Annotated in this window: 17 protein-coding genes and 1 pseudogene; 9 read left to right on the top strand and 9 right to left on the bottom strand. The window is 72.1% G+C overall.

What is annotated here, in order from left to right:
• Positions 1 to 20: 20 nt before the first annotated feature.
• The 6 genes and pseudogenes from ACLQ3B_RS13835 to ACLQ3B_RS13810 form a co-directional block, all read right to left on the bottom strand.
• Positions 21 to 971 (bottom strand): DUF559 domain-containing protein, encoded by a 951-nt coding sequence (locus ACLQ3B_RS13835; RefSeq protein ID WP_425780744.1) that lies wholly within the window; start codon positions 969 to 971, stop codon positions 21 to 23.
• 223 nt (positions 972 to 1,194) lie between these two features.
• Entirely contained in the window at positions 1,195 to 1,452 is a 258-nt protein-coding gene (locus ACLQ3B_RS13830; protein ID WP_124819902.1) for a hypothetical protein, read from the bottom strand.
• A gap of 184 nt (positions 1,453 to 1,636) precedes the next feature.
• The gene (locus ACLQ3B_RS13825; RefSeq protein WP_425780742.1) at positions 1,637 to 2,206 is read right to left on the bottom strand and encodes a peroxidase; all 570 of its coding nucleotides are present in this window, start codon (positions 2,204 to 2,206) and stop codon (positions 1,637 to 1,639) included.
• An 84-nt stretch (positions 2,207 to 2,290) separates the two neighbouring features.
• A complete protein-coding gene (locus tag ACLQ3B_RS13820) occupies positions 2,291 to 2,917 on the bottom strand; it encodes a restriction endonuclease (protein ID WP_425780740.1) in 627 nt (208 codons plus the stop codon).
• Between the two features lie 247 nt (positions 2,918 to 3,164).
• Complete coding sequence (locus ACLQ3B_RS13815; protein WP_425780738.1) at positions 3,165 to 4,790, bottom strand: ABC transporter permease; 1,626 nt, start codon at positions 4,788 to 4,790, stop codon at positions 3,165 to 3,167.
• A 92-nt stretch (positions 4,791 to 4,882) separates the two neighbouring features.
• Positions 4,883 to 5,797 (bottom strand): annotated as a pseudogene (locus ACLQ3B_RS13810) (ATP-binding cassette domain-containing protein); the annotation flags it as partial.
• Positions 5,798 to 5,907: 110 nt separating this feature from the next.
• On the opposite strand from ACLQ3B_RS13810, the gene ACLQ3B_RS13805 reads away from it, so the two are divergent.
• The 6 genes from ACLQ3B_RS13805 to ACLQ3B_RS13780 are packed head-to-tail and all read left to right on the top strand — an operon-like array spanning position 5,908 to position 11,017.
• Positions 5,908 to 6,834: a TetR family transcriptional regulator gene (locus tag ACLQ3B_RS13805; protein WP_425780736.1), complete on the top strand. Its 927-nt coding sequence runs from the start codon at positions 5,908 to 5,910 to the stop codon at positions 6,832 to 6,834.
• Positions 6,835 to 6,893: 59 nt separating this feature from the next.
• Positions 6,894 to 8,069, top strand: coding sequence for a sensor histidine kinase (locus ACLQ3B_RS13800; RefSeq protein WP_425780735.1), 1,176 nt, complete (start codon positions 6,894 to 6,896; stop codon positions 8,067 to 8,069).
• Positions 8,066 to 8,725, top strand: coding sequence for a response regulator (locus ACLQ3B_RS13795; protein WP_425780733.1), 660 nt, complete (start codon positions 8,066 to 8,068; stop codon positions 8,723 to 8,725). Before ACLQ3B_RS13800 ends, ACLQ3B_RS13795 begins: the two co-directional genes overlap by 4 nt.
• 53 nt (positions 8,726 to 8,778) lie before the next feature.
• On the top strand, positions 8,779 to 9,492 hold the full coding sequence (locus ACLQ3B_RS13790; RefSeq protein WP_425780731.1) for an ABC transporter ATP-binding protein: 714 nt from the start codon (positions 8,779 to 8,781) through the stop codon (positions 9,490 to 9,492).
• Positions 9,489 to 10,292, top strand: a complete 804-nt coding sequence (locus ACLQ3B_RS13785; RefSeq protein WP_425780729.1) for an ABC transporter permease — start codon at positions 9,489 to 9,491, stop codon at positions 10,290 to 10,292. Before ACLQ3B_RS13790 ends, ACLQ3B_RS13785 begins: the two co-directional genes overlap by 4 nt.
• Positions 10,289 to 11,017 carry a hypothetical protein gene (locus ACLQ3B_RS13780; protein WP_425780727.1) on the top strand — a complete coding sequence of 243 codons (729 nt, stop codon included), beginning with the start codon at positions 10,289 to 10,291 and terminating at the stop codon, positions 11,015 to 11,017. Before ACLQ3B_RS13785 ends, ACLQ3B_RS13780 begins: the two co-directional genes overlap by 4 nt.
• A 37-nt stretch (positions 11,018 to 11,054) precedes the next feature.
• Here ACLQ3B_RS13780 and ACLQ3B_RS13775 read toward each other — a convergent pair whose 3' ends face one another.
• Positions 11,055 to 12,833 (bottom strand): ABC transporter ATP-binding protein, encoded by a 1,779-nt coding sequence (locus tag ACLQ3B_RS13775; protein WP_425780910.1) that lies wholly within the window; start codon positions 12,831 to 12,833, stop codon positions 11,055 to 11,057.
• A 97-nt stretch (positions 12,834 to 12,930) separates the two neighbouring features.
• Here ACLQ3B_RS13775 and ACLQ3B_RS13770 point away from each other — a divergent pair, with 97 nt between their 5' ends.
• Together ACLQ3B_RS13770 and ACLQ3B_RS13765 are read left to right on the top strand one after the other, a co-directional pair.
• Positions 12,931 to 13,362, top strand: coding sequence for a MarR family winged helix-turn-helix transcriptional regulator (locus ACLQ3B_RS13770; protein WP_425780725.1), 432 nt, complete (start codon positions 12,931 to 12,933; stop codon positions 13,360 to 13,362).
• A 97-nt stretch (positions 13,363 to 13,459) separates the two neighbouring features.
• Entirely contained in the window at positions 13,460 to 15,244 is a 1,785-nt protein-coding gene (locus tag ACLQ3B_RS13765; RefSeq protein WP_425780723.1) for an N-acetylglutaminylglutamine amidotransferase, read from the top strand.
• A 19-nt stretch (positions 15,245 to 15,263) separates the two neighbouring features.
• Here ACLQ3B_RS13765 and ACLQ3B_RS13760 read toward each other — a convergent pair whose 3' ends face one another.
• A complete protein-coding gene (locus tag ACLQ3B_RS13760) occupies positions 15,264 to 16,397 on the bottom strand; it encodes a carboxylate-amine ligase (RefSeq protein ID WP_425780908.1) in 1,134 nt (377 codons plus the stop codon).
• A gap of 142 nt (positions 16,398 to 16,539) precedes the next feature.
• Between ACLQ3B_RS13760 and ACLQ3B_RS13755 the strand changes: the two genes are divergently transcribed.
• Positions 16,540 to 18,201 carry a DUF885 domain-containing protein gene (locus ACLQ3B_RS13755; RefSeq protein WP_425780721.1) on the top strand — a complete coding sequence of 554 codons (1,662 nt, stop codon included), beginning with the start codon at positions 16,540 to 16,542 and terminating at the stop codon, positions 18,199 to 18,201.
• Here the strand turns inward: ACLQ3B_RS13755 and ACLQ3B_RS13750 are convergent.
• On the bottom strand, positions 18,155 to 19,375 hold the full coding sequence (locus ACLQ3B_RS13750) for an RNA polymerase sigma factor (protein ID WP_425780719.1): 1,221 nt from the start codon (positions 19,373 to 19,375) through the stop codon (positions 18,155 to 18,157). The genes ACLQ3B_RS13755 and ACLQ3B_RS13750 overlap by 47 nt on opposite strands.
• Positions 19,376 to 19,377 lie beyond the last annotated feature (2 nt).

Genomic DNA, 19,377 nt, shown 5'->3' with positions numbered 1-19,377 from the left:
AACTGCTGAGCATCATGTGATCATGGGCGGCCGTGACGGTTGGCGAGGATGGCCAGAGTCTCCTGGCGGACCTTGGCCGGATCCGTGGTGAGGCAACGGTGGCTGAAGCGGACGACGAGGATCCCAACGGTGGCGGGCAGGGCGTCGCGGCGGAGGTCGATCTCGCGTTCGACCGGATCGCCATGGCTGGTCGCGCCGTCCAGCTCGATGTTGACCCGTTCCGCCTCGGCGAACATGTCGAGGTAGATCGTCCGGGCACCGACACGTACCCGCTCCTGCCGGGTGAACCTCGGCATTCCCGGGCCGGTGAAGACGTGGTCGTGTCCCCAGACCTCCAAGGGGCTGCGGCACCCAGCGGCGAGACGGTCCACCAAGCCGCGCACCGCCGCGCGGTCGGTCAACCTCGGCACCTCGGCAAGAGCGGCGGCGAGGCGCTGCGGCGTGGTCAGCCGGTCGTTGACCGCGCGGATGAGCAGGCCGGATCGGTCGGCCGACGGCAACAGGGGCCAACAGTCCACCAGGGTCCGATCAAGTCGGGTAACCGGCAACCCGCGGCGCACCACCACGTGCGGTGGCTCAATCACCAGGCCCGGCCGGTGCCGCACCATGAGATGCGGCCAACTTCTCAGGCCCGATTCGGTGGACAGGTCGATATGCACCGGCTCACCCGTCGGTTGACGCCGTACGCCCCACACGTCGAGCGCGCTCAGTCGACTGAGCGCCCCGCGCCCTCCCGCGTACGCCAGCGCGGCGCGACGAGCCAGCTCCGGTTCGATCCGCGCGAGAGGTGGCAGATCAGCGTGGGTATCCCGGACGAGCCCGATATCGACGTAGACCTCCGGGAGGACCCGGACCACTCGACCGGCCCGGCACGCGCCCTGGAGTGTCCACGGCGGCGCCACGCGGAGCACGTCCCGTCGGGTAGCCAGGCCACCGCCTCGGTCGAGCAGGGATTGCAAGCGTGCGTCCACCGGCCCACCCTGCCGCCGAGCGTCACCCTCGCGGGGGTCGCTGTGGACAGCAGAAGCACCTGTGGATGACGGCCCGAGTCCTACCCAGCTGCGGTACGCGCCGCTGAGCGCCGCACACCGAACAGCTGGGCAGCCACCCACCCATGACGAAAGGCCACCGCCGGTCGGGTCGACCCGGCGGCGGCCAATCGGGTCCGAGAGCGCCCGTCCGAGCAGGCAAGCGCTAGGAGGCGAAGCTCCAGAGGAAGTAGAAGCCGGGGGCGTTGGGGGTGTACTGGCGGTACTCGCAGTAGTACCGGCTCCACAGGCCGGCCCGAACACCCTCACTGCCGTAGCTGTTGCAGAACTGACCGTCGGAGTAGACGTTGCGCAGCGTGCCGCCTGGCGGGTCCGCCGCAGCCGGAGCGGCGCTGAACCCGACCAATCCGCCCAGCGCCAGCGCCACCGCCGTCACCAGGGTCGCCCATCTGCGTCCGCGCATGAAGCCTCCTCACATCACGTCCACGGTGCATGGCGGCTCCGCGTCGAGCCGAGACCGGGACATCGAAGTTCGTGAAAGTAGAGGCTTGCACGGGCGCGTGCGGTTCGGCTCCCGACAACGGGCGGCGCTACCGCGACGATCCGCCAGCGATCTCCGTCGAATGGGCATCCGCCCTGAACACGCGTCAGCCGCCGAAGCTCAGCGCCCGCCGCAGATCCACGTCCAGGCTCTCGTTGTACTGCGGATCGGGCTCAGCCCCGGCAGCGCTGAGGATGGTGCTGAAAAAGCATCTGGCGCCAACGGCGAGGATCACGCGGAAGATGTCCGTGTCATCGAGACCGTGACCGCGCAGGCCCGCGACGTCGGCCTCGGTGACGGAGTTGGCATCGGCCGCGACCTTTCCGGCGAAGTTGACGACTGCGACCTCCTGCGCGGAGAGACCGGCGCTGCCGTGGTCCGACGCGATGGCGGCGACGGTCGGTGCGTCGAAGAACTTGTCGCGCAGGACCTTTCCATGTGCCAGGCCGCAGTAGGAGGATTTCAGGGCCCGGGCCGCGGCGAGTGTCGCCAACTCATAGCGGCGCAGCTCCATCCCGGCCTTCACCGCACCGTTGAGCTGCTGCCATGCCGCGTACACCGTCGGGTCGTGGGCGAACAACCTGGTGTAGTTGGGCAGGTAGCCCATCGCCTTCGTGTCCGTATCGAACATCCGCTCGGTGTCCGGTGACTGTTCTGCCTGCTGCAGGAAACTCATCCGACTCCTCCCTTGCTTGACCCGGGACGGTACGCCGTTGCGACTGCGGACGCTGTCCGCTGACTCGACGATCTCCCGGGCGAATTAGTGCGATCCGCTTTCCTCGAGGAGCCTCGGCACGGGCTTTCCCGTCCACGCCCACATTTCCAGCGCATCCCGGTCGACGAGCGTGATGTCGAGCTGCCGGGCTATCTGAATGCCGTCGCCCGCGGTGAAGAAGCTGTTAGTCACGAGCATGCAGATCTCGCCACCGTGGATGTCGCGGCAGGTGCCGGCGAACCGCTGGATCGCGGCACTGCCCACCCGGTTGTTGGGGCTCTGCCGCTTGCACTGCACCACGACGCGCCGGCCGTCGGGGGCGATCGCCAGGACGTCCGCTCCCCGGTCACCGGAGCCGCCGCACACCGTCACGTTCCGAAACCCGGACGCGACCAGGATCCGGGCGAACCACCGCTCAAACTCGGGTCCGCTCATCGTGTCGGTCACCGCGATCAGCCTGTCCCGCTGGGCCTGGTCGGCCCGTTCGCGGGCACGCTGCTTCGACACGACAAGACCCACAGTGGCCGCCGCCATGACGACGAGGCTCACCAGGAGAGCGGACCAGTATGGATGCCGCTGCACGAAATCGATGACCATGCGGAGGAGCACGAGAGCGACGACGGCAGACAGCGCCAAAGCCCAGCCGTTGGCAGACCTGCCGCCACCGGCCACGCGGCGGACCATCGATCTGCGCCGAACACTGCCGCTGCGCCGCCGTCGGTAGTGCGCCCGAACCCGCGCGCCACCCTTCCTGGTGTGGGACCTGACATACGGCACGAGGCACCTCCGCGGTCGAGGAAACCTCAGTGTCGCGGTAGCGTGCGACAAACCCCCTGCACGGCCGTCGGTGGTGTCCGGTACCCGTCACTCATGTCGACTCGCTCAGCTGCCAACGAGCATCCGGACGCAGGAGCACGGCTCAGGACGGCACGTCGCGGTGGCGGAAGGCGGCCACACCGACGGCGAGCAGGGCCGCGGCCACCGCCGCCAGCACCACCAGGGGAAGCGCCGCCGGGTCGACCGCGGGCACGGCCGGCACATGGGTGTACGGCGACAGATTGAGCGCGGCCTGCGGCAGCTCCAGCACCGCGCCGAGCTGCCCGAGGAGCAAGAAGACCAGCAGCGCCGTCCAGGACAGCACCACCGACCAGCGGGGCAGCAGCCCGAAGATCGCGGTCACCACCCCGGCCACCACGAGCAGGGCGGGCAGGCGTAGCAGCGCGGCACCGCCCAGCTCGACGGCCTGGCCGAGCGGGTCGTCGGTGACGATGCCGTAGCCGAGGCCTGTGGTCACGCCGGCGAGGAGCAGCAGGGCGACAGCGCCGAGCGTCGCGGCGAGCACCTGGGTGCCGAGCCAGCGGGTGCGGCTGACCGCCGTGGCGAGGGCCGCCTCCAGCACCCCGTCGGCTTCGTCGCCGCGTACGCGGAGCAGGGCCTGCACGACGTACGCGCCGATGGTCAGGGCGAAGAGGCCGAGCATCGCGGCCAGGTACGCGTTGATCAGGTCGGTGCCGCCGCCCATCGCGTTTATCGCTTCGGCGGCGGCCGGGTTCGCGTCGATCATGTCGTTGAACTCGTCGGCGGCGACGCCCATGGAGAGGCCGAGCACGGCCACCCCGACCGCCCAGCCGAGCAGCGTGCCGCGCTGCGTCCGCCAGGCCAGTCCGGCGGGGCTGAGCAGCCGTGGCGCACCGGTCGCCGGGCCGCGTCGGGGGGCGACCAACCCGGCGCCCTGGTCGCGTCGCTCGGCGAGGGCGTACGCCAGCGCCACCCCGGCGAGCAGCAGCGCGGCGGGCAGGGCGAGCACCCACAAGCGTTCACCGTCGAAGGCTCGTACCTGGTTGCCCCAGCCGAGCGGGGAGATCCACGACGGCCAGGCGCTGCGTACGCGGGTCCCGTCGGCGCTCTGCTCGCCGAGCACGTCCCCGGAGGCGCGCAGCACGAAGGAGAGCCCGACGGTGGCGGCGGCGAGCGCGTTGGCGCCGCGTGCGGTCACGGAAAGCTGGGCGGTGACCGCGGCGATGGCGGTGAACGCGACCCCGACGCCGCCGATCGCGCCAGCGGCCGCGACCGAGCCGGCGAGCGGCAGACCGGCGCCGACCAGCGCGACCGCGAGCAGCACGGCGGCCAGGGCGTTCGCCGCGACGATGACGAGCAACGCGGCGGTGAGCGGCGCGTACCGGCCGACCACGGAGGCGCCGAGCAGTTCGGCCCGGCCGGTCTCCTCGTTCTGCCGGGTGTGCCGGGTCACCGCGAAGGTGCTCAGCAGCGCGACGATCAGGGCCAGCGTCACGTACGTCTCGGCGACCACCACGGCACCGAGGTCGGTGCCGTGGATGGGGCCGTTGAAGGCGCGGGCGACCAGGCTGGACGCCGAGGTGGTGGCGTAGGCCAGCCGGGTTTCCTGTGCCGGGTAGATGCCGGCGACACTGCCGGCGAGGGCGTAGCCGAGCAGGGGCGTGCCGAGGACCCAGATGGCGAGGCGGATCCGGTCGCGGCGCAGCACGAGCCGGGCCAGCCGGGTCGTGCCGGTGAGGGCGATCACCGGGCACCGGCCTGCGGGGCGTCAGCCTGCGCGTCGGCGTCCGAGCCGCCGGCGGGAGCGCCCGGGGCAGCGCCGGCGGGAGCGCCTGTGGCAGCGTCGACGGCAGCGCCCGGGGCGGCGGCGGCCGGGTCGTCGCCGTAGTGGCGGAGGAAGAGCTGTTCCAGGGTGGGTGGCGTGCTGGTCAGCGCGCGGACGCCGAAGCGGATGAGCTGGCCGAGCAGCTCGTCGAGGTGGGCGGGGTCGACCTCCAGGTGGGTACGGCCGTCGACCTCGCGCACGTCGTGCACGCCGGGCAGTGCGTCCAGGCCGGTGACCGGGCGGGCGGTCTCGACGGTCACCGCCGTGCGGGTGAGGTGGCGCAGCTCGGCGAGGGTGCCGGATTCGACGGTGCGGCCCTCGCGGATGATGCTGACCCGGTCGCAGAGCGCCTCGACCTCGGCGAGCACGTGGCTGGAGAGCAGCACGGTGGCGCCGGCCCGCTTGACCCGCCGGACCTCGTCCTGGAACACCGCCTCCATCAGCGGGTCGAGGCCGGAGGTGGGCTCGTCGAGCACGTACAGCTCCACCGGGGAGGAGAAGGCGGCGACGATGGCGACCTTCTGTCGGTTGCCCTTGGAGTAGGTGCGGCAGCGGCGGGTCGGGTCCAGGTCGAAGCGCCGCAGCAGCTCGTCGCGGCGACGTCGGTCGAGGCCGCCGCGCAGCTGACCGAGCAGGTCGATGGCTTCCCCGCCGGTGAGGTTGGGCCAGAGGCTGACGTCGCCCGGCACGTACGCCAGCCGGCGGTGCAGGCGGACCGCGTCGCGCCACGGGTCGGCGCCGAGCACCTGGGCGTCGCCGGAGTCGCGGCGGAGCAACCCGAGCAGGATCCTGATGGTGGTGGACTTCCCGGAGCCGTTGGGCCCGAGGAAGCCGTGCACCTCCCCCTGCTCGACGTGCAGGTCCAGCCCGTCGAGTGCCCGGATGGCGCCGAACGTCTTGACCAGGTTGCCGATCGAGATGACGGACATCGCCCCTCCTGCCATTGGATGCCTCGACCGTCACCACTGTACTGACCGCTGGTCAGTAGAATCAACGGTGACCGTGCCCACTGGTCAGGACAGTCGCTAGGCTGGCCGGCATGACCGCCGATCCCGCGGACGACACCCGCACCCGGATCCTGCGCGCCGCGCTCGACCTGTTCGCCGAACACGGTTACCAGCGCACCTCGCTGCGCCAGATCGGCGAGCGGCTGCGGCTCACCAAGACCGCGATCCTGTACCACTTCCCGGCCAAGGAGCATCTGCTCGCCGCCCTGGTCGAGCCGCTGGTGGCGGACCTGGAGGCGCTGCTCGACTCGGCCCAGACCCAGCCCACCGAGCGGGCCCGGTGGACGGTGCTGGAGGGCTGGTTGGACGTCATGCTCGCCCATCGCCGGCCGCTCGGCATGCTCTTCCACGACATCGCGCTGATCGGCCGGGGCGACGCGTACCACCGCCTCATGGAGGTCGCGATGCGGGCCAACGACCTCATCGCCGGACCGGACGCGGGGCGTCGTGAACGGGTCCTCGCGGTGCAGGCGGTGGGTGCGTGCAGCGATCCGGTCGTCTTCTTCACCGACGTGTCGGACGAGGTGCTGCGCGCCGACATGCTCGACGGCGCACGCCGCCTGCTGGCCCCGCTGTCCACGGACACCACGACCGAGGCGGGCGAGGACGCCGCGGCCGAGGCGCGCACGGACGCCGCCAACGGGGCGCGCACGGCCACGGCCGACATGCGCGCGGACGCCGCGGCCGGGGCGCGCACGGCCACGACGATCCCGCCGTCGAGGCGTGGAACCCCGACGCACGTGAGCGCCAGGGACGCGGCCCCGGGAGGCGCCACGACAACACCGAGCGCGGGGGCGGCGAGCCGACGTCGGCGGCCGGGGCGGCCGCCCGCGCTGGGCCGGGAGCAGGTCGAGGCGGCCCGGCGGATGCACGAGGCGGGCACCCACTCAGTGGACGCCATCGCCGCGGCGCTGGGTGTCTCGCGGGCCACCGTCTATCGCCACCTGACCGCACCATAACGAGACAGTTCTAAGACTGTTTCGAGACGGTTGTGAACTCAAGCTGCCCGGCCGTCCGGATGCCGTCGCCCGCGGTGAAGAAGCTGCCCGCCGAGTACGGTGTGGTGGTGCAGCGGCGCTCCCCGACCGGCCGAGCGGGGCGGCGATGGCCGCTGGCCGACGGTGTGGCAGCCCTTGTGGTGATCGCGGTGTTCTGGCTGCCCTCGCTGTTGGCGGCCGGCAGTTGGCCGCGAGTCGCAATTGGTGCCGCACTGGCAGTGGTCACCGCTGCGGCAGTGATACTCCGGCATCGGCTCCCCGCGGCGGCAACCGTGGCCGCGGCGGCGGCTACCCTCGCCGCCGGCCTGCTCGGCGTCTGCGAAGATCCGATGCTCGCCACCGCCTGGTGCCTCTACGCCCTGGCGCGCAAGCGGTTCGCGCGAGTCCCCACCAGCGCCGTCATGCTGGTCTGCCTGTTCGCCCTGATGCTGGCGGTCACCGGAGTGGACAGCGGCAGTCCGGACCAGCCCGGCAGCCGGGTGGTGCTCGCCGCCGCCGCGCTGACCGCCGCCTGGCTGCTCGGCACGGCGGTTGGCCGGGAGATGGAGTTCGCGAGGGAGGCCGAGCGCGCCCGGGTGCAGCTGGACGTGGCACGGGAGGTGCACGACGTGGTCGGCCATGCCCTCGGGGTGATCTCCGCGCAGGCCGGTGTCGTCCGCAGCCTGCCCGACGCCGACGATCGGGAACTGCGCGGCACGCTTGGCGACATTGAGGACCACGCCCGTCAGGCACTGCACGAGATCCAGGCCCTGGTGCGGAGCCTGCGCAATTCCGCGCCCGCCCAGGGCGGGCCCGGGCCGGCCGGTCGCGTCCCGAGCATCGCCGAACTCTCGCCGGTGATCAACGACGCCCGCGCGGCCGGGCTCACCGTCGACGCCCACCTCGACCTTGTGCCGGACGCGGGCGACGGCACCGGGTTGGTGGTGTTCCGCATCGTCCAGGAGGCCCTGAACAACGTGATCCGTCATGCCCCCGGCGCCCGATGCTCGGTCCGGGTCAGCCAGGCCGACGAGGAGATCCAGGTGTGGGTCCGCGACCACGGCTCGTCGGTCCCCGGCGCGGGCACCGGTTCCGGGCTCGGGCTGCAGGGCATGCGTGAGCGGGCGGCGCTGGCGGGTGGGACCGTTTCCTGGCGGCGGCCGCCGGGCGGCGGCTTCGAGGTCACTGCCCGACTGCCGGTGGCGGTGCGACGATGACGGCCGAGGTCACCGTCTTCCTCGTCGACGACGACGCGGGGTTCCGGCAGGCGTACCGGCGGCTGTTCGAGCGTACCGACGGCTTCCGGGTCGCCGGGGAGGCCGCCGACGGCGCCGAGGCGGCCCGGCTGATCGCGGCCCGGCGGCCGGCCGTGGCGCTGCTCGACGTGCAGATGCCGGGAATGGACGGTCTTGAGGTGGCACGGGACGTCCTGGCCTCCACGTCCACGAAGGTGATCATGCTGACCACCTTCGACCTGGACGAGTACGTGCACACGGCGCTGTCGCTGGGCGCCTCCGGATTCCTGCTGAAGAACGCGGCGCCGCAGGAGGTGCTGCACGCGGTGCGTACGGTGCACGCCGGACACGCCATGCTCGCGCCGGAGGTGACCGGGCGGCTGCTGCAACGACTGGCCCCGCCACCGCCGGAACGCGCCCACGCCTTCGCTGGTCGGGTGCTCTCCGAACGTGAGCTGCAGGTGGTCCGTTTCGTGGCGCGCGGCTACTCCAATCAGCAGATCGCCGACGAGCTGTTCCTGAGCCTGGAGACGGTGCGGACCTACCTGCGGCGGATGTTCGCCAAGTTGGGCGTCAACGACCGGACCCACCTGGCGGTGCTCGCCTACGAGGCGGGCCTCCTGCGCGACCCGCGGTAGGTGTCTACTTCCGGGTGACGCGGGCGACAGCCGCGGCGTCGCATGCTTTCGTCGTGATCGAGTTCAACAGCGTGACCAAGCGGTACGGGAAGAAGGCCGCCGTCGCCGAGGTCACTTTCTCGGTGCGGCCCGGCAAGGTCACCGGGTTCCTCGGGCCCAACGGCGCCGGCAAGTCCACCTCACTGCGAGTGTTGCTGGGCCTGGACCACGCGACGTCCGGCACCGCGCTGATCGACGGCAGACGATACCGGGATCTGCGCTACCCGCTGCGGACGGTCGGGGCGCTGATCGACGGCGCCGGGCCGGTCCCGGACCGCCGTGGCGTCGACCACCTGAGCTGGATCGCCCGGTCCAACCGGATCCCCCGCTCCCGGGTCGGGGAGGTCCTCGACGCGGTCGGTCTCACCGATGCCGCCAAGCAGCGGGTGAGCAGGTACTCGCTGGGTATGCGGCAGCGCCTTGGCATCGCCGCCGCACTGCTCGGCGACCCTGACGTGCTGATCCTCGACGAACCGGTGAACGGCCTGGACCCGGACGGCATCCGCTGGATCCGCACCTTCCTGCGCGACTACGCCACTCAGGGCCGGACCGTGCTGCTCTCCAGCCACCTGATGACCGAGATGGCCGACACCGCCGACGACGTGGTGGTGATCGCGAACGGCCGGATCGTCGCGGACGGCTCGCTACCGGAGATCACCGCGGGCCACGCGTCCCTGGAGGCCGCGTTCTTCGCCCTCACCGGCGGGCAGAAGCAGGTGTGGGAATGAGCGTGCTGTTAGCCGCCACCGGGGCGGAACTCTCCAAGATCAGATCATCACGGATCGTCTGGCTGATTACCGCCGCCGTCATCGCGCTGCACCTACTGATCGGCCTAGCGAACATGCGCGACACCACGACCGCCGTCGAGGGCATCACGCCGGACGGGCTGATCGAGATCTTCGCCGGTGAACGCCGGCCAGCCGGGGAGGCGCTGATCGACCTGCTCCTCTCCTTCTCGCTGCAGATCGTGGTGATGTTCCTGCCGATCATCGCGGCGGTGATCGCCGGCCAGGAATTCCGGGACGGGCAGTTGGCCCAGTCCGTCCTAGCGGTGCCGCGGCGGGGCCTGCTGACTGTCGCGAAGACGATCGCGCTTGTCGTGTTCACGGCGGGGGTCGCGATCCTGGTCGAGCTGATCAGCAACGCCTACCTGTTCCTGGCCGTCAAGGACTGGAATCCCGGTCTGCTGCTCGGCAGGAACACTCTCGCCGAGCACGGCGAGCTGCTCGCCCTCGCGGTGCTCGTCTCGCTCGTCAGCTTTGCGATCACCACCCTGACGCGCAGCACCCTGATCGGCATCGTGCTGTCGCTTCTGCTGATGGCGCTGGCGATGACGCAGGTGCTGGCACGGACGGTTCCGGTGGTGGACGCCCTGCTGCCGGTCAGCGCCGGGCGCAACCTGCTGCTCGACCCCGCTGACGCTGACCTCTCGTCGAGCGCGGGATACGCCGCCGTCGTCCTGGTGGCCTGGGCACTGCTGTCCACCCTGGCCGCCGGGCTGCTCCTCAGCCGCCGGGACGCCCGATGACCGCCGCGGAGACCGTCCGGCCGGCGATCCGGATGGCCGATCTCGTGGCCGCGGAGCTGACCAAGATCCGTAGTCTGCCGGCGACGTGGATCGCCCTAGCCGTCGCGGTGGCCGCCAACGCCGCGCTCGGCTTCATCGCGGCCACCGACGTGGTCCGCCTCGCCGGTGACAGCGGCCCGACAAGCGTCGCCCAGATCGGCGCCCTGATGCTGGCGCCGGTCTACGCGTTCCTGGCGATCGCGGTCTTCGCAGCCGGCACCGAGTACCGGGGTGGGCAGTTGCGCCTGAGTCTCGCCGCTGTGCCCGGCCGCGGCCGCTTCCTCACCGCCAAGTTGCTGGCCACCCTGGCGGCGAGCCTGGTCGCGGCGGTTCTTGTGGTGCTTCCGAGCCTGGCGCTGCGGACCGCGCTCGGCGACCTCGGCCGCTACCTGGTGGCGTACCTGCTGCTGGCGTTGATCGGGTACGGACTCGCGTTCACCGCTCGCATGGTGGTCACCCCGATCGCTGTCCTCTCTGCCTTGCCGATCCTGATCTCGACCACCCTGGGCGGTCTCTGGCCGGAGGCCGTCCGGCTGCTGCCCCACGAGGCGGCGTTGAGCCTGCTGGACATGCCGGCGGACCCGGCCACCGCGCTCAGCCCGGGCGTCGGTCTGGTGGTCCTCGCGGCGTGGGCGGCCGGGTCGGTGGCGACCGCGTGGATTCTGGTGACCCGGCGCGACGTCTGACCGCCGACCGTCGGTTGGAGGCGGTGCGAGCCGGTGTTCAGGCCGCCAGCGTGGCGTAGCGGCCGTTGCGGTCCAGCAGGCTGTCGTGGGTGCCGGCCTCGACGATCCGACCGTGGTCGAGCACCGCGATCTGGTCGGCGTCGCGGACCGTGGAGAGTCGGTGCGCGATGGTGATCGTGGTGCGCCCCTGGGCGAGCACGTCGAAGGCCCGCTGCACGGCGCGTTCGGTTTCGGTGTCCAGCGCGCTGGTGGCCTCGTCGAGGACCAGGATGCGGGGGTCGCGCAGCAGCGTCCGGGCGATCGCGAGACGCTGCTTCTCACCGCCGGAGAAACGGTGGCCGCGCGAGCCGACCACTGTGGCGTACCCATCGGGCAGCCCGGCGATGAGGTCGTGGATCTGTGCGGCGCGGGCGGCGTCCTCGATCTCGGTGTCGGTGGCCTCCGGCCGGGCGTAGCGCAGGTTCTCCCGAACGGTGGTGTGCAGCAGGTACGTCTCCTGGCTGACCACGCCGACGATCGCGGCCAGGTCGGCCAGGCGTAGGTCGCGCAGGTCGACGCCGTCGATGGTGATCCGGCCGGCGCTCGGGTCGTGCAGCCGGCTGACCAGCCCGGCGAGGGTGCTCTTGCCGGAGCCGGTCTCGCCGACCAGGGCGAGGCTGGTGCCGGCGGGTACGTCGAGGGTGACCCCGGCGAGGGCGGCGGTGTCGCTGCCCGGGTAGCCGAAGGTGACGTCCTCCAGGCGCAGGTGCCCGCGCACCCGGGCCGGGTCGAGGCGCACCGGCTCGGTGGGGTCGGCCACGTCGACCGGCAGGTCCAGGTATTCGAAGATCCGGGCGAAGAGCGCCAGCGACGCGGTGAGCGAGACACCCACGTTGAGCAGCCCCATCAGCGGCCGGAAGAGGCCGCCCTGCAGGGCCGTGAAGGCGACCAGGGTGCCGATGCTCAGCGTGCCGGCGGTGCCGGGCAGCCCGGCGGCGAGGTAGATGACCGCCGGTACGGCGGCGAAGATGATGCTCATCGAGGCCATCCGCCAGCGGCCGGCCAGCTCACTGCGCAGCTCCAGGTCGACCAGGCGGGCCGAGGAGGCGGTGAACCTGTCGATCAGCGCGGGGCCGGTGCCGAGGGTCTTGGCCAGCTGTACGCCGCTGATCGAGAGCCCTTCCTCGACCGTGACGTTGAGGTCGGCGAGTTCGCGTTGCCGCTGGTTGGTGATCTCGCGGCGCATCCGGGCGACCCGACGGGTCAGCCAGATGGCCGGCGGCAGCACCACGAGCGAGACCAGGGAGAGCTGCCAGGAGAGCGCGACCATGGCGACCACTGTGGCGACCACTGTGGTGAGGTTGGCGGCGACGGCGGTGGCGGTGGAGGTCACCACCGACTGCATGCCACCGATGTCGTTGGTGATCCGGGACTGCACCTCGCCGGTGCGGGTGCGGGTGAAGAAGCCGAGCGACTGGCGCTGGAGGTGGCTGAAGACGTCGGTCCGCAGCCGGTGCATGACCCGTTGGCCGACCTGGGTGGAGATCCAGGTCTGTACGACGCCGAGGGCGGAGGTCACGGCCGCGACGGCGACCATGCCGAGGACCAGCCAGACCAGCAGCGTCACGTCGCCCTGCGGCAGGGCCCGGTCGATGACGGCCCGCAGCAGGAACGGGCTGGCCATCGCGATGATCGAGGAGACCACGATGATCGCGGTGACGGCGGCCAGCGCGGGCCGATGGGGGTTGAAGAGGCGACCGATGCGGCGCAGCGACACGTGCCTGGCCTGCGTCTTCTCTTCGGCGCTGAGGGTGCGGTGGCCGCGGTCGCGGCCCATGGGGGTGGGTTCCAAGGGGGCACTACCTTTCGTCGACAATATTGCTGAGGTTACCTCATCATGAGGTAGCAACCACATCTCCTGCTACCGTATTCCGGTGACCGAGCACACCGTCGACAGCGCGGACGACGAGAGCCTGGCGGAGACGTTCTGGGCGGTAGCGTCCCGTCTGCGCCGGCAGACCCGGGACTCACTGGCGCCCTGGGATGTCACCCCCAGCCAGTCCCGGGCCCTCGGCGTGTTGGCCCGGCACGGCGAGGTACGCCCCGGCACCCTCGCCGAGCATCTGCGCATCGCGCCCCGCTCGGCGACCGAGGTCGTCGACGACCTCCAGACCCGGGGGCTGGTCGAGCGCCGACCCGACCCGGCCGACCGTCGGGCGACCCTGGTCGCGCTCACCGAGGAGGGCGACCGCGTCAGCACCGCCATCCGGGCCGCGCGCCGGGCCGAGGCCGACCGCTTCTTCGGCCACCTCGACGACACCGACCGCGCCGAGCTGGCCCGCATCCTGCGCACCCTGCGCGGCTGACGGGTTTGCCCCCGGCGCCCACGGGTAGCCAGCGGCCCCGTCCGGTCGGCGGGACCGGCCGACACCGGTCGGGGCGAGGTGACGGGAGGCCCGGCTGATGTGCGGGATCAGCGGGGAGGCGCGATTCGACGGCCGCTCGCCCGACTCGGCGGCGGTCACCCGGATGACCGAGGCGATGCGCTCACGCGGCCCGGACGACGAGGGACTGTTCGCCGACCGCTGGGTGACCCTCGGGCACCGCCGGCTGACCATCATCGACCTGTCCGACGCGGGCGGGCAGCCGATGGTCCGCGACGACCTGGGCCTGGCGCTGGTCTTCAACGGTTGCATCTACAACTACCCGCAGCTGCGCGAGGAGCTGCGGAACGCCGGGTACGCCTTCCACTCCACAAGCGACACCGAGGTGATCCTGGTGGCGTACGCCCACTGGGGTGAACGTTTCGTCGACCACCTGGTCGGCATGTTCGCGATCGGGCTGGTCGACCGGGCCCGGCGGCGGCTGGTCCTGGCCCGCGACCGGCTCGGCATCAAACCGCTCTACCTCGCCGAGACACCGGGACGGCTGCGGTTCGCCTCCACCCTACCCGCGCTGCTGCGGGCCGGCGACGTCGACACCGGCATCGACCCGGTGGCGCTGCACCACTACCTGTCCTGGCACTCCATCGTGCCCGCGCCCCGCACCGTGCTGCGCGGTGTGCGCAAGCTGCCGCCGGCCACCCTGCGGGTGATCGAGGCGGACGGGCGCAGCCGCGAGGAGGTCTACTGGCGACCCGACTACGTGCGGGAGCCCGCCGACACGGGGATGGACGCCGCCGACTGGCGGGCCGCGATCGGCGACGCGCTGCGCGCGTCGGTACGCCGACGGCTGGTCGCCGACGTGCCGGTCGGTGTGCTGCTCTCCGGCGGACTGGACTCCAGCCTCATCGTGGCGCTGCTCGCCGAGGCCGGCCAGCAACACCTGCGGACGTTCAGCATCGGCTTCGACAGCCGCGACGGCGAGTCCGGCGACGAGTTCCACTACTCCGACCTGGTGGCCCGCGCGTACGACACCGACCACCACCGGATCCGACTGGCCGACGACGATCTGGTACCCGCCCTCCGACGGGCCGTGCTGGCGATGACCGAGCCGATGGGCAGCCACGACGTGGTGGCCTTCCACCTGCTCTCCGAGCAGGTGGCGCAACACGTGAAGGTGGCCCAGTCGGGGCAGGGCGCCGACGAGGTGTTCGCCGGCTACGGCTACCACCAGCCACTTGTCGGGGCGCCCCGGCACGGCGCCGCCGAGACGTTCGCCGCCGCGTTCTTCGACCACGGCCACGACGAGCTGCGCCGCATCGTCGGCCCGGCGTACGCGCTGGAGCAGGACGCCAGCCGGGAGCTGCTCACCGAGCACCTCAGCGCCCCCGGCGCGCAGACCGCGCTGGACGCCGTGTTGCGCCTGGACACCCACCTGATGCTCCCCGACGACCCGGTCAAGCGGGTGGACAGCATGAGCATGGCGTGGGGCCTGGAGGTGCGCACACCCTTCCTCGACCAGGACCTGGTCACCCTGGCCGCGCACTGCCCGCCGGAGCACAAGGTCGCCCAGGGCGGCAAGGGCGTGCTCAAGGAGGTCGCCCGGGAGGTGCTGCCCGCCGAGGTGATCGACCGGCCCAAGGGCTACTTCCCGGTGCCGGCGCTGCGCAACGTGGACGGCCCGGTACGCGAGCTGGTCGCCGAGGCGCTGCAGGCGCCGGCCGCGCGCGAGCGGGGACTCTTCCGCCCGGAGTACGTGGCACATCTGCTCGCCGAACCGGACCGGGCGGAGGCGGCGGCCGGCAGCAACAAGCTGTGGCAGCTCGGTCTGCTGGAGCTGTGGCTCCAGACCCACGACATTCGTTGAGCCGCCGGCCCGGCGCGTGTCAGCCGGCGGCCGTGCGGACGATCAGGTCGTCGAGGACCGCGTGCAGGTCCCCGGCGCGCTCCAACACCCGCCGCTGCCGGGTCGCGCCGGTGCCGTCGCGGCGCAGCCGGGCGAGCTGCGCCAACACGTACCCGAGGTCGCCGTGGCGCAGCAGGGCCGGGGCGATCACCGCCATCAGCTCGTCGACGAGCGCCCAGGCGGGCCGGGCGCCACCGGCCCGCAGGTCGATCAGCTCGCCGTCGAGCCCGTCGTGGGCGGCCCGCCAGTGCGCCGCCGCGACCAGGCAGTCCCGCACGTCCGGGGCGGTCACCCCGGCGCGTACGTCGTCGGCGAGGGTGGCCACGAGGGACCGGACCAGCGCGGCGACCAGCACCGCGTCGTCCACCTCGGTGCAGACGTCACCGACGCGCACCTCCACGGTCGGAAACGTCGACGACGGGCGGGCGTACCAGTAGACCATCGCGGCGTCGAGCATGATGCCGGCGGCGATCAGCTGGTCGACCGTACGGTCGTAGTCGGCGGTGGAGTCGAAGTACGGCGTCGGCCCGATGCTGGGCCAGCGTTCCAACTGCATCGAGCGCCAGCTGGCGTGCCCGGTGTCGTACCCGTCGTGCAGCGGGGAGTTGGTGGTGATCGCCTGCACCACCGGCAGCCACACCCGCAGGTGGTTGCAGACCTGCACGGCCAACTCCCGGTCGGGCAGCCCGACGTGCACGTGACAGCCGCACACCGCCGGGTCGTGCGCCACCGGCCCGTACCGCCGGGACATCGCGTGGTAGCGCGGCTCGTCGGGAACCGTCCGGTGCGGTTCGGCCACCGGGGTGGCGCCGACCGCCACCAGTCGAGCCCCGGCCGCCGTGGCGGCCTCGGCGGCGAAGCGGCGCAACGCCACCAGGTGCGTGCGCAGTTCGGCGAGGTCCGCGCAGACCGGGGTGACCATCTCCACCATGCTGTGCCGGAACTCCTGGCGGCTCTGGTCCCGCGCGGGACCGCGCAGCGCGGCGAGCACCTGGTCGGCCACCGGCAGGTTCCGGCCACTGTCCGGGTCGAGCAGGAGGAACTCCTCCTCCACACCGAGCGTGAGGGTGGACAGGTCGGGCACGATGTCGGCGATCGCCGCGCGGTAGGCCAAGGCCGCCTCCATCCGCTCCTGCGGCCGTGGGTGGACCCTGGGCCGGGGCGGCACGGTTTCCCGGCCCAGCACCGGGACAAACACGCGCTCGGGATCTCGCCAGGCCCGCCGCGCGGGCGGTGAGGGCCCTAGCATGGGCCCCGTGCTCAAGGACTTCGCGGATCGGCTCCTGTGCCACACGGCCAGCCTCGACCCCTGCACAGCGGTCGTCGAGGCTGGCGAGCAGGATGTCGACGGGCTTACCGACTACAGCCCGGAGGGCCACCAGGCCCGCGCCGACCTCGCCGCCCGCGCCCTGTGCGAGCTCGAGAGCTTGGGCGACGCACTGCCGGCGGCGGGCTCGCTGCACGCCCACCTCACCGAACGGCTGCATACGCGTATCGCCTTCCACGACGCCGGGGAGGACCTACGCGAACTGCACGCGGCGGCCACTGGTCCGCTCCAGCTCATCCGCCAGGCCGTCGAGGCCGCGGTTCCCGGCCGAGGCGCCGAGGGCGCGGCCTTCGAGGAGGGCTGGGCCCGTGTCGGCGCACGCCTAGCCGCGATCCCCGCAGCCCTGGACGGGTACGCCCGCAGCCTTTTGCTCGCCGCGGAGCGCGGCAACCTGCCGGCACGGCGTCAAGTGGAGCTCGTCACGCAGCGCTGCCGCAACTGGATCGACGACGATGTCGCCCTGGTGGATCGCTACGGCGAGGGGCGTCAGCGGGCATCGTTGCAGGCCGCGGCGACGGATGCGCGAGAGGCGTACCAGAAACTGGCTGGAATGCTCACCGCGGACCTGGCACCACAGGCCGTCGAGGAGGAGGCGTTCGGTCGGCAGCGGTACGCACTCTGGGTGCGTACCTTCCTCGCGGCCCAGCCTGACCTGCGCGAGCTGTACGACTGGGGCTGGGACGAGTTTCGAGCGACAGAGGCAGAGCTGATCGCGGAAGCGAAGGCCCTGTGCGGGGGCGTGCCAGAGGTCCTTGCCCGACTCGCCAGCCCCGACGCACCCGGCACCCTGCACAGCAGGGAGTCGTTCGCCGCGTGGCTGCAGGAGCTGTTGGAAGCCGCCATCGAGCGGCTGGACGGCGTGCACTTCGACATCCCCGCCCCGCTGCGGCGCGTCGAGACGCGGTTGACCACGTCGTCCGGCATTGCCTACATCGGGCCGTCGCGGGACCTGACGCGGCCGGGCCGGGTCTGGTGGTCCGTCCCCGAGGACGCAGCGGCCTTCCCCACCTGGTACGCCTACAGCACCGCCTATCACGAGGGCGTTCCCGGCCACCACCTCCACCTCGGCTCCGAGGTCTGCCGGGGAGGCCTCGGGCAGCGGCTGAACCTGCTCGGCGGCCTCTCCGGCAGCCAGGAGGGCTGGGCACTGTACGCCGAGCGGTTCATGGACGAGCTCGGGCTCTACGAACAGCCCGGTGCTCGACTGGGGTACCTGTACATGCAGCTCCTGCGGGCAGCCCGGGTCGTGCTCGACATCGGCCTGCACCTGCGACTGCCGATGCCGTCTGGCGGTGGAGCCGTGTGGACGGCGGGCGCGGCGCTGAAGTTGTTGCAGGACCGCTGCCATCAAGGGCCGTACGCATCCGCCGAGCTCGCGCGTTACCTGGGCCGACCAGGACAGGCGCTGGCCTACAAGGTGGGTGAGCGCGCGTGGCTGGCGGGCCGCTCGTCGTTCCCCGGCGACCGGCGCGCATTCCATCGCCAGGCGCTGGAGCTGGGTTCGCTGGGCTTGGATCAGTTGACGGCTTCCCTCCGTTCCCGGCCTACCCCGGTGGCAAACGCGCGCTCAGGGCCGCCGCGCGGGCGGTGAGGAAGGCCCGTTCGGCCGCGTTGTCCGTCAGGGCGACGGCTGTCCGGTACGCCTCGACGGCCTCCCCGCCCCGGCCGAGTCGAGCCAGCAGGTCGGCGCGGACCACGTGATACACGTGGAAGCCGTCCAGGTCGAGGCGGTCCACCTCGGTCAGCGCCACCGCCGGTCCGGCCACCTCGGCGAGCGCTACCGCCCGGTTCAGCGCCACCACCGGGCTGGGTGTGACCGCCGTCAGCTGGTCGTACAGCTGAAGGATCTGGCCCCAGTCGGTGTCGGCGGCGCGTCGCGCGGCGCTGTGCACGGCGGCGATCGCGGCCTGGATCTGGTACGGCCCGGGTCGGTCGCGGCGCAGGCAGCGGCGAACCAACGCCTGCCCCTCGGTGATCAGGGTGGTGTCCCACCGGCGCCGGTCCTGCTCCGCCAGCGGCACCAGGTCGCCGTCGGCGGTGGTCCGCGCCGCCCGACGGGACTCGGTGAGCAGCATCAGTGCGAGCAGGCCGAGCGCCTCCGGCTCGTCCGGCATCAGCTCCACCAGCAGCCTGGTCAACCGGATCGCCTCGACGCACAGCTCGACGCGGATCAGGTTCGGACCGGCGCTGGCCGAGTATCCCTCGTTGAAGATCAGGTAGAGCACCGCGAGGACGCCGTGCAGCCGGTCGGGCAGGTCGGCGTCGCGGGGCACCCGGTACGGGATGCGCGCGTTGCGGATCTTCGACTTGGCGCGGACCAGCCGCTGCGCCATCGTCGGCTCGGGCACCAGGAAGGCCCGAGCGATCTCGGCGGTGCTCAGGCCGCCGAGCAGACGCAGGGTGAGCGCGACCCGCGCGGCCGGGGCGAGCGCCGGATGACAACAGGTGAAGATCAGCCGTAGCTGGTCGTCGCGCACAGGCCCCTCCTCGACGGGTTCGTCGGCGGCGAACAGCAGGGCCGCCTGGGCCTGCCGCTCGGCCCGGGACGCCTCGCGGCGCAGCCGGTCGATCGCCCGGTTCCGGGCGGTGGTGATGATCCAACCGGCCGGGCTGGGCGGCGAGCCGATGGTCGGCCAGCGCTCCACCGCGACGGCGAAAGCCTCCTGGACGGCCTCCTCGGCGAGGTCGATGTCGCCGAGGAGGCGGACCAGGACGGCGACCGCGCGGCCGTACTCCGCGCGGAACACCGCCTCCACGTCGGGCACGG

Source organism: Micromonospora sp. DT53, assembly GCF_049841535.1.
GTDB lineage: Bacteria > Actinomycetota > Actinomycetes > Mycobacteriales > Micromonosporaceae > Micromonospora.
The sequence above is the reverse complement of the archived record's forward strand: the minus strand, read 5'-3'. Positions and strand labels throughout refer to the sequence as shown.

Bases quoted from the DNA above. Each gene is read 5' to 3' on its own strand.
- ACLQ3B_RS13830 (WP_124819902.1), bottom strand. From the start codon at position 1,452: ATGCGCGGACGCAGATGGGCGACCCTGGTGACGGCGGTGGCGCTGGCG.
- ACLQ3B_RS13775 (WP_425780910.1), bottom strand. From the start codon at position 12,833: ATGGGCCGCGACCGCGGCCACCGCACCCTCAGCGCCGAAGAGAAGACG.
- ACLQ3B_RS13800 (WP_425780735.1), top strand. From the start codon at position 6,894: ATGCCGTCGCCCGCGGTGAAGAAGCTGCCCGCCGAGTACGGTGTGGTG.
- ACLQ3B_RS13825 (WP_425780742.1), bottom strand. From the start codon at position 2,206: ATGAGTTTCCTGCAGCAGGCAGAACAGTCACCGGACACCGAGCGGATG.
- ACLQ3B_RS13805 (WP_425780736.1), top strand. From the start codon at position 5,908: ATGACCGCCGATCCCGCGGACGACACCCGCACCCGGATCCTGCGCGCC.
- ACLQ3B_RS13765 (WP_425780723.1), top strand. From the start codon at position 13,460: ATGTGCGGGATCAGCGGGGAGGCGCGATTCGACGGCCGCTCGCCCGAC.
- ACLQ3B_RS13785 (WP_425780729.1), top strand. From the start codon at position 9,489: ATGAGCGTGCTGTTAGCCGCCACCGGGGCGGAACTCTCCAAGATCAGA.
- ACLQ3B_RS13795 (WP_425780733.1), top strand. From the start codon at position 8,066: ATGACGGCCGAGGTCACCGTCTTCCTCGTCGACGACGACGCGGGGTTC.
- ACLQ3B_RS13780 (WP_425780727.1), top strand. From the start codon at position 10,289: ATGACCGCCGCGGAGACCGTCCGGCCGGCGATCCGGATGGCCGATCTC.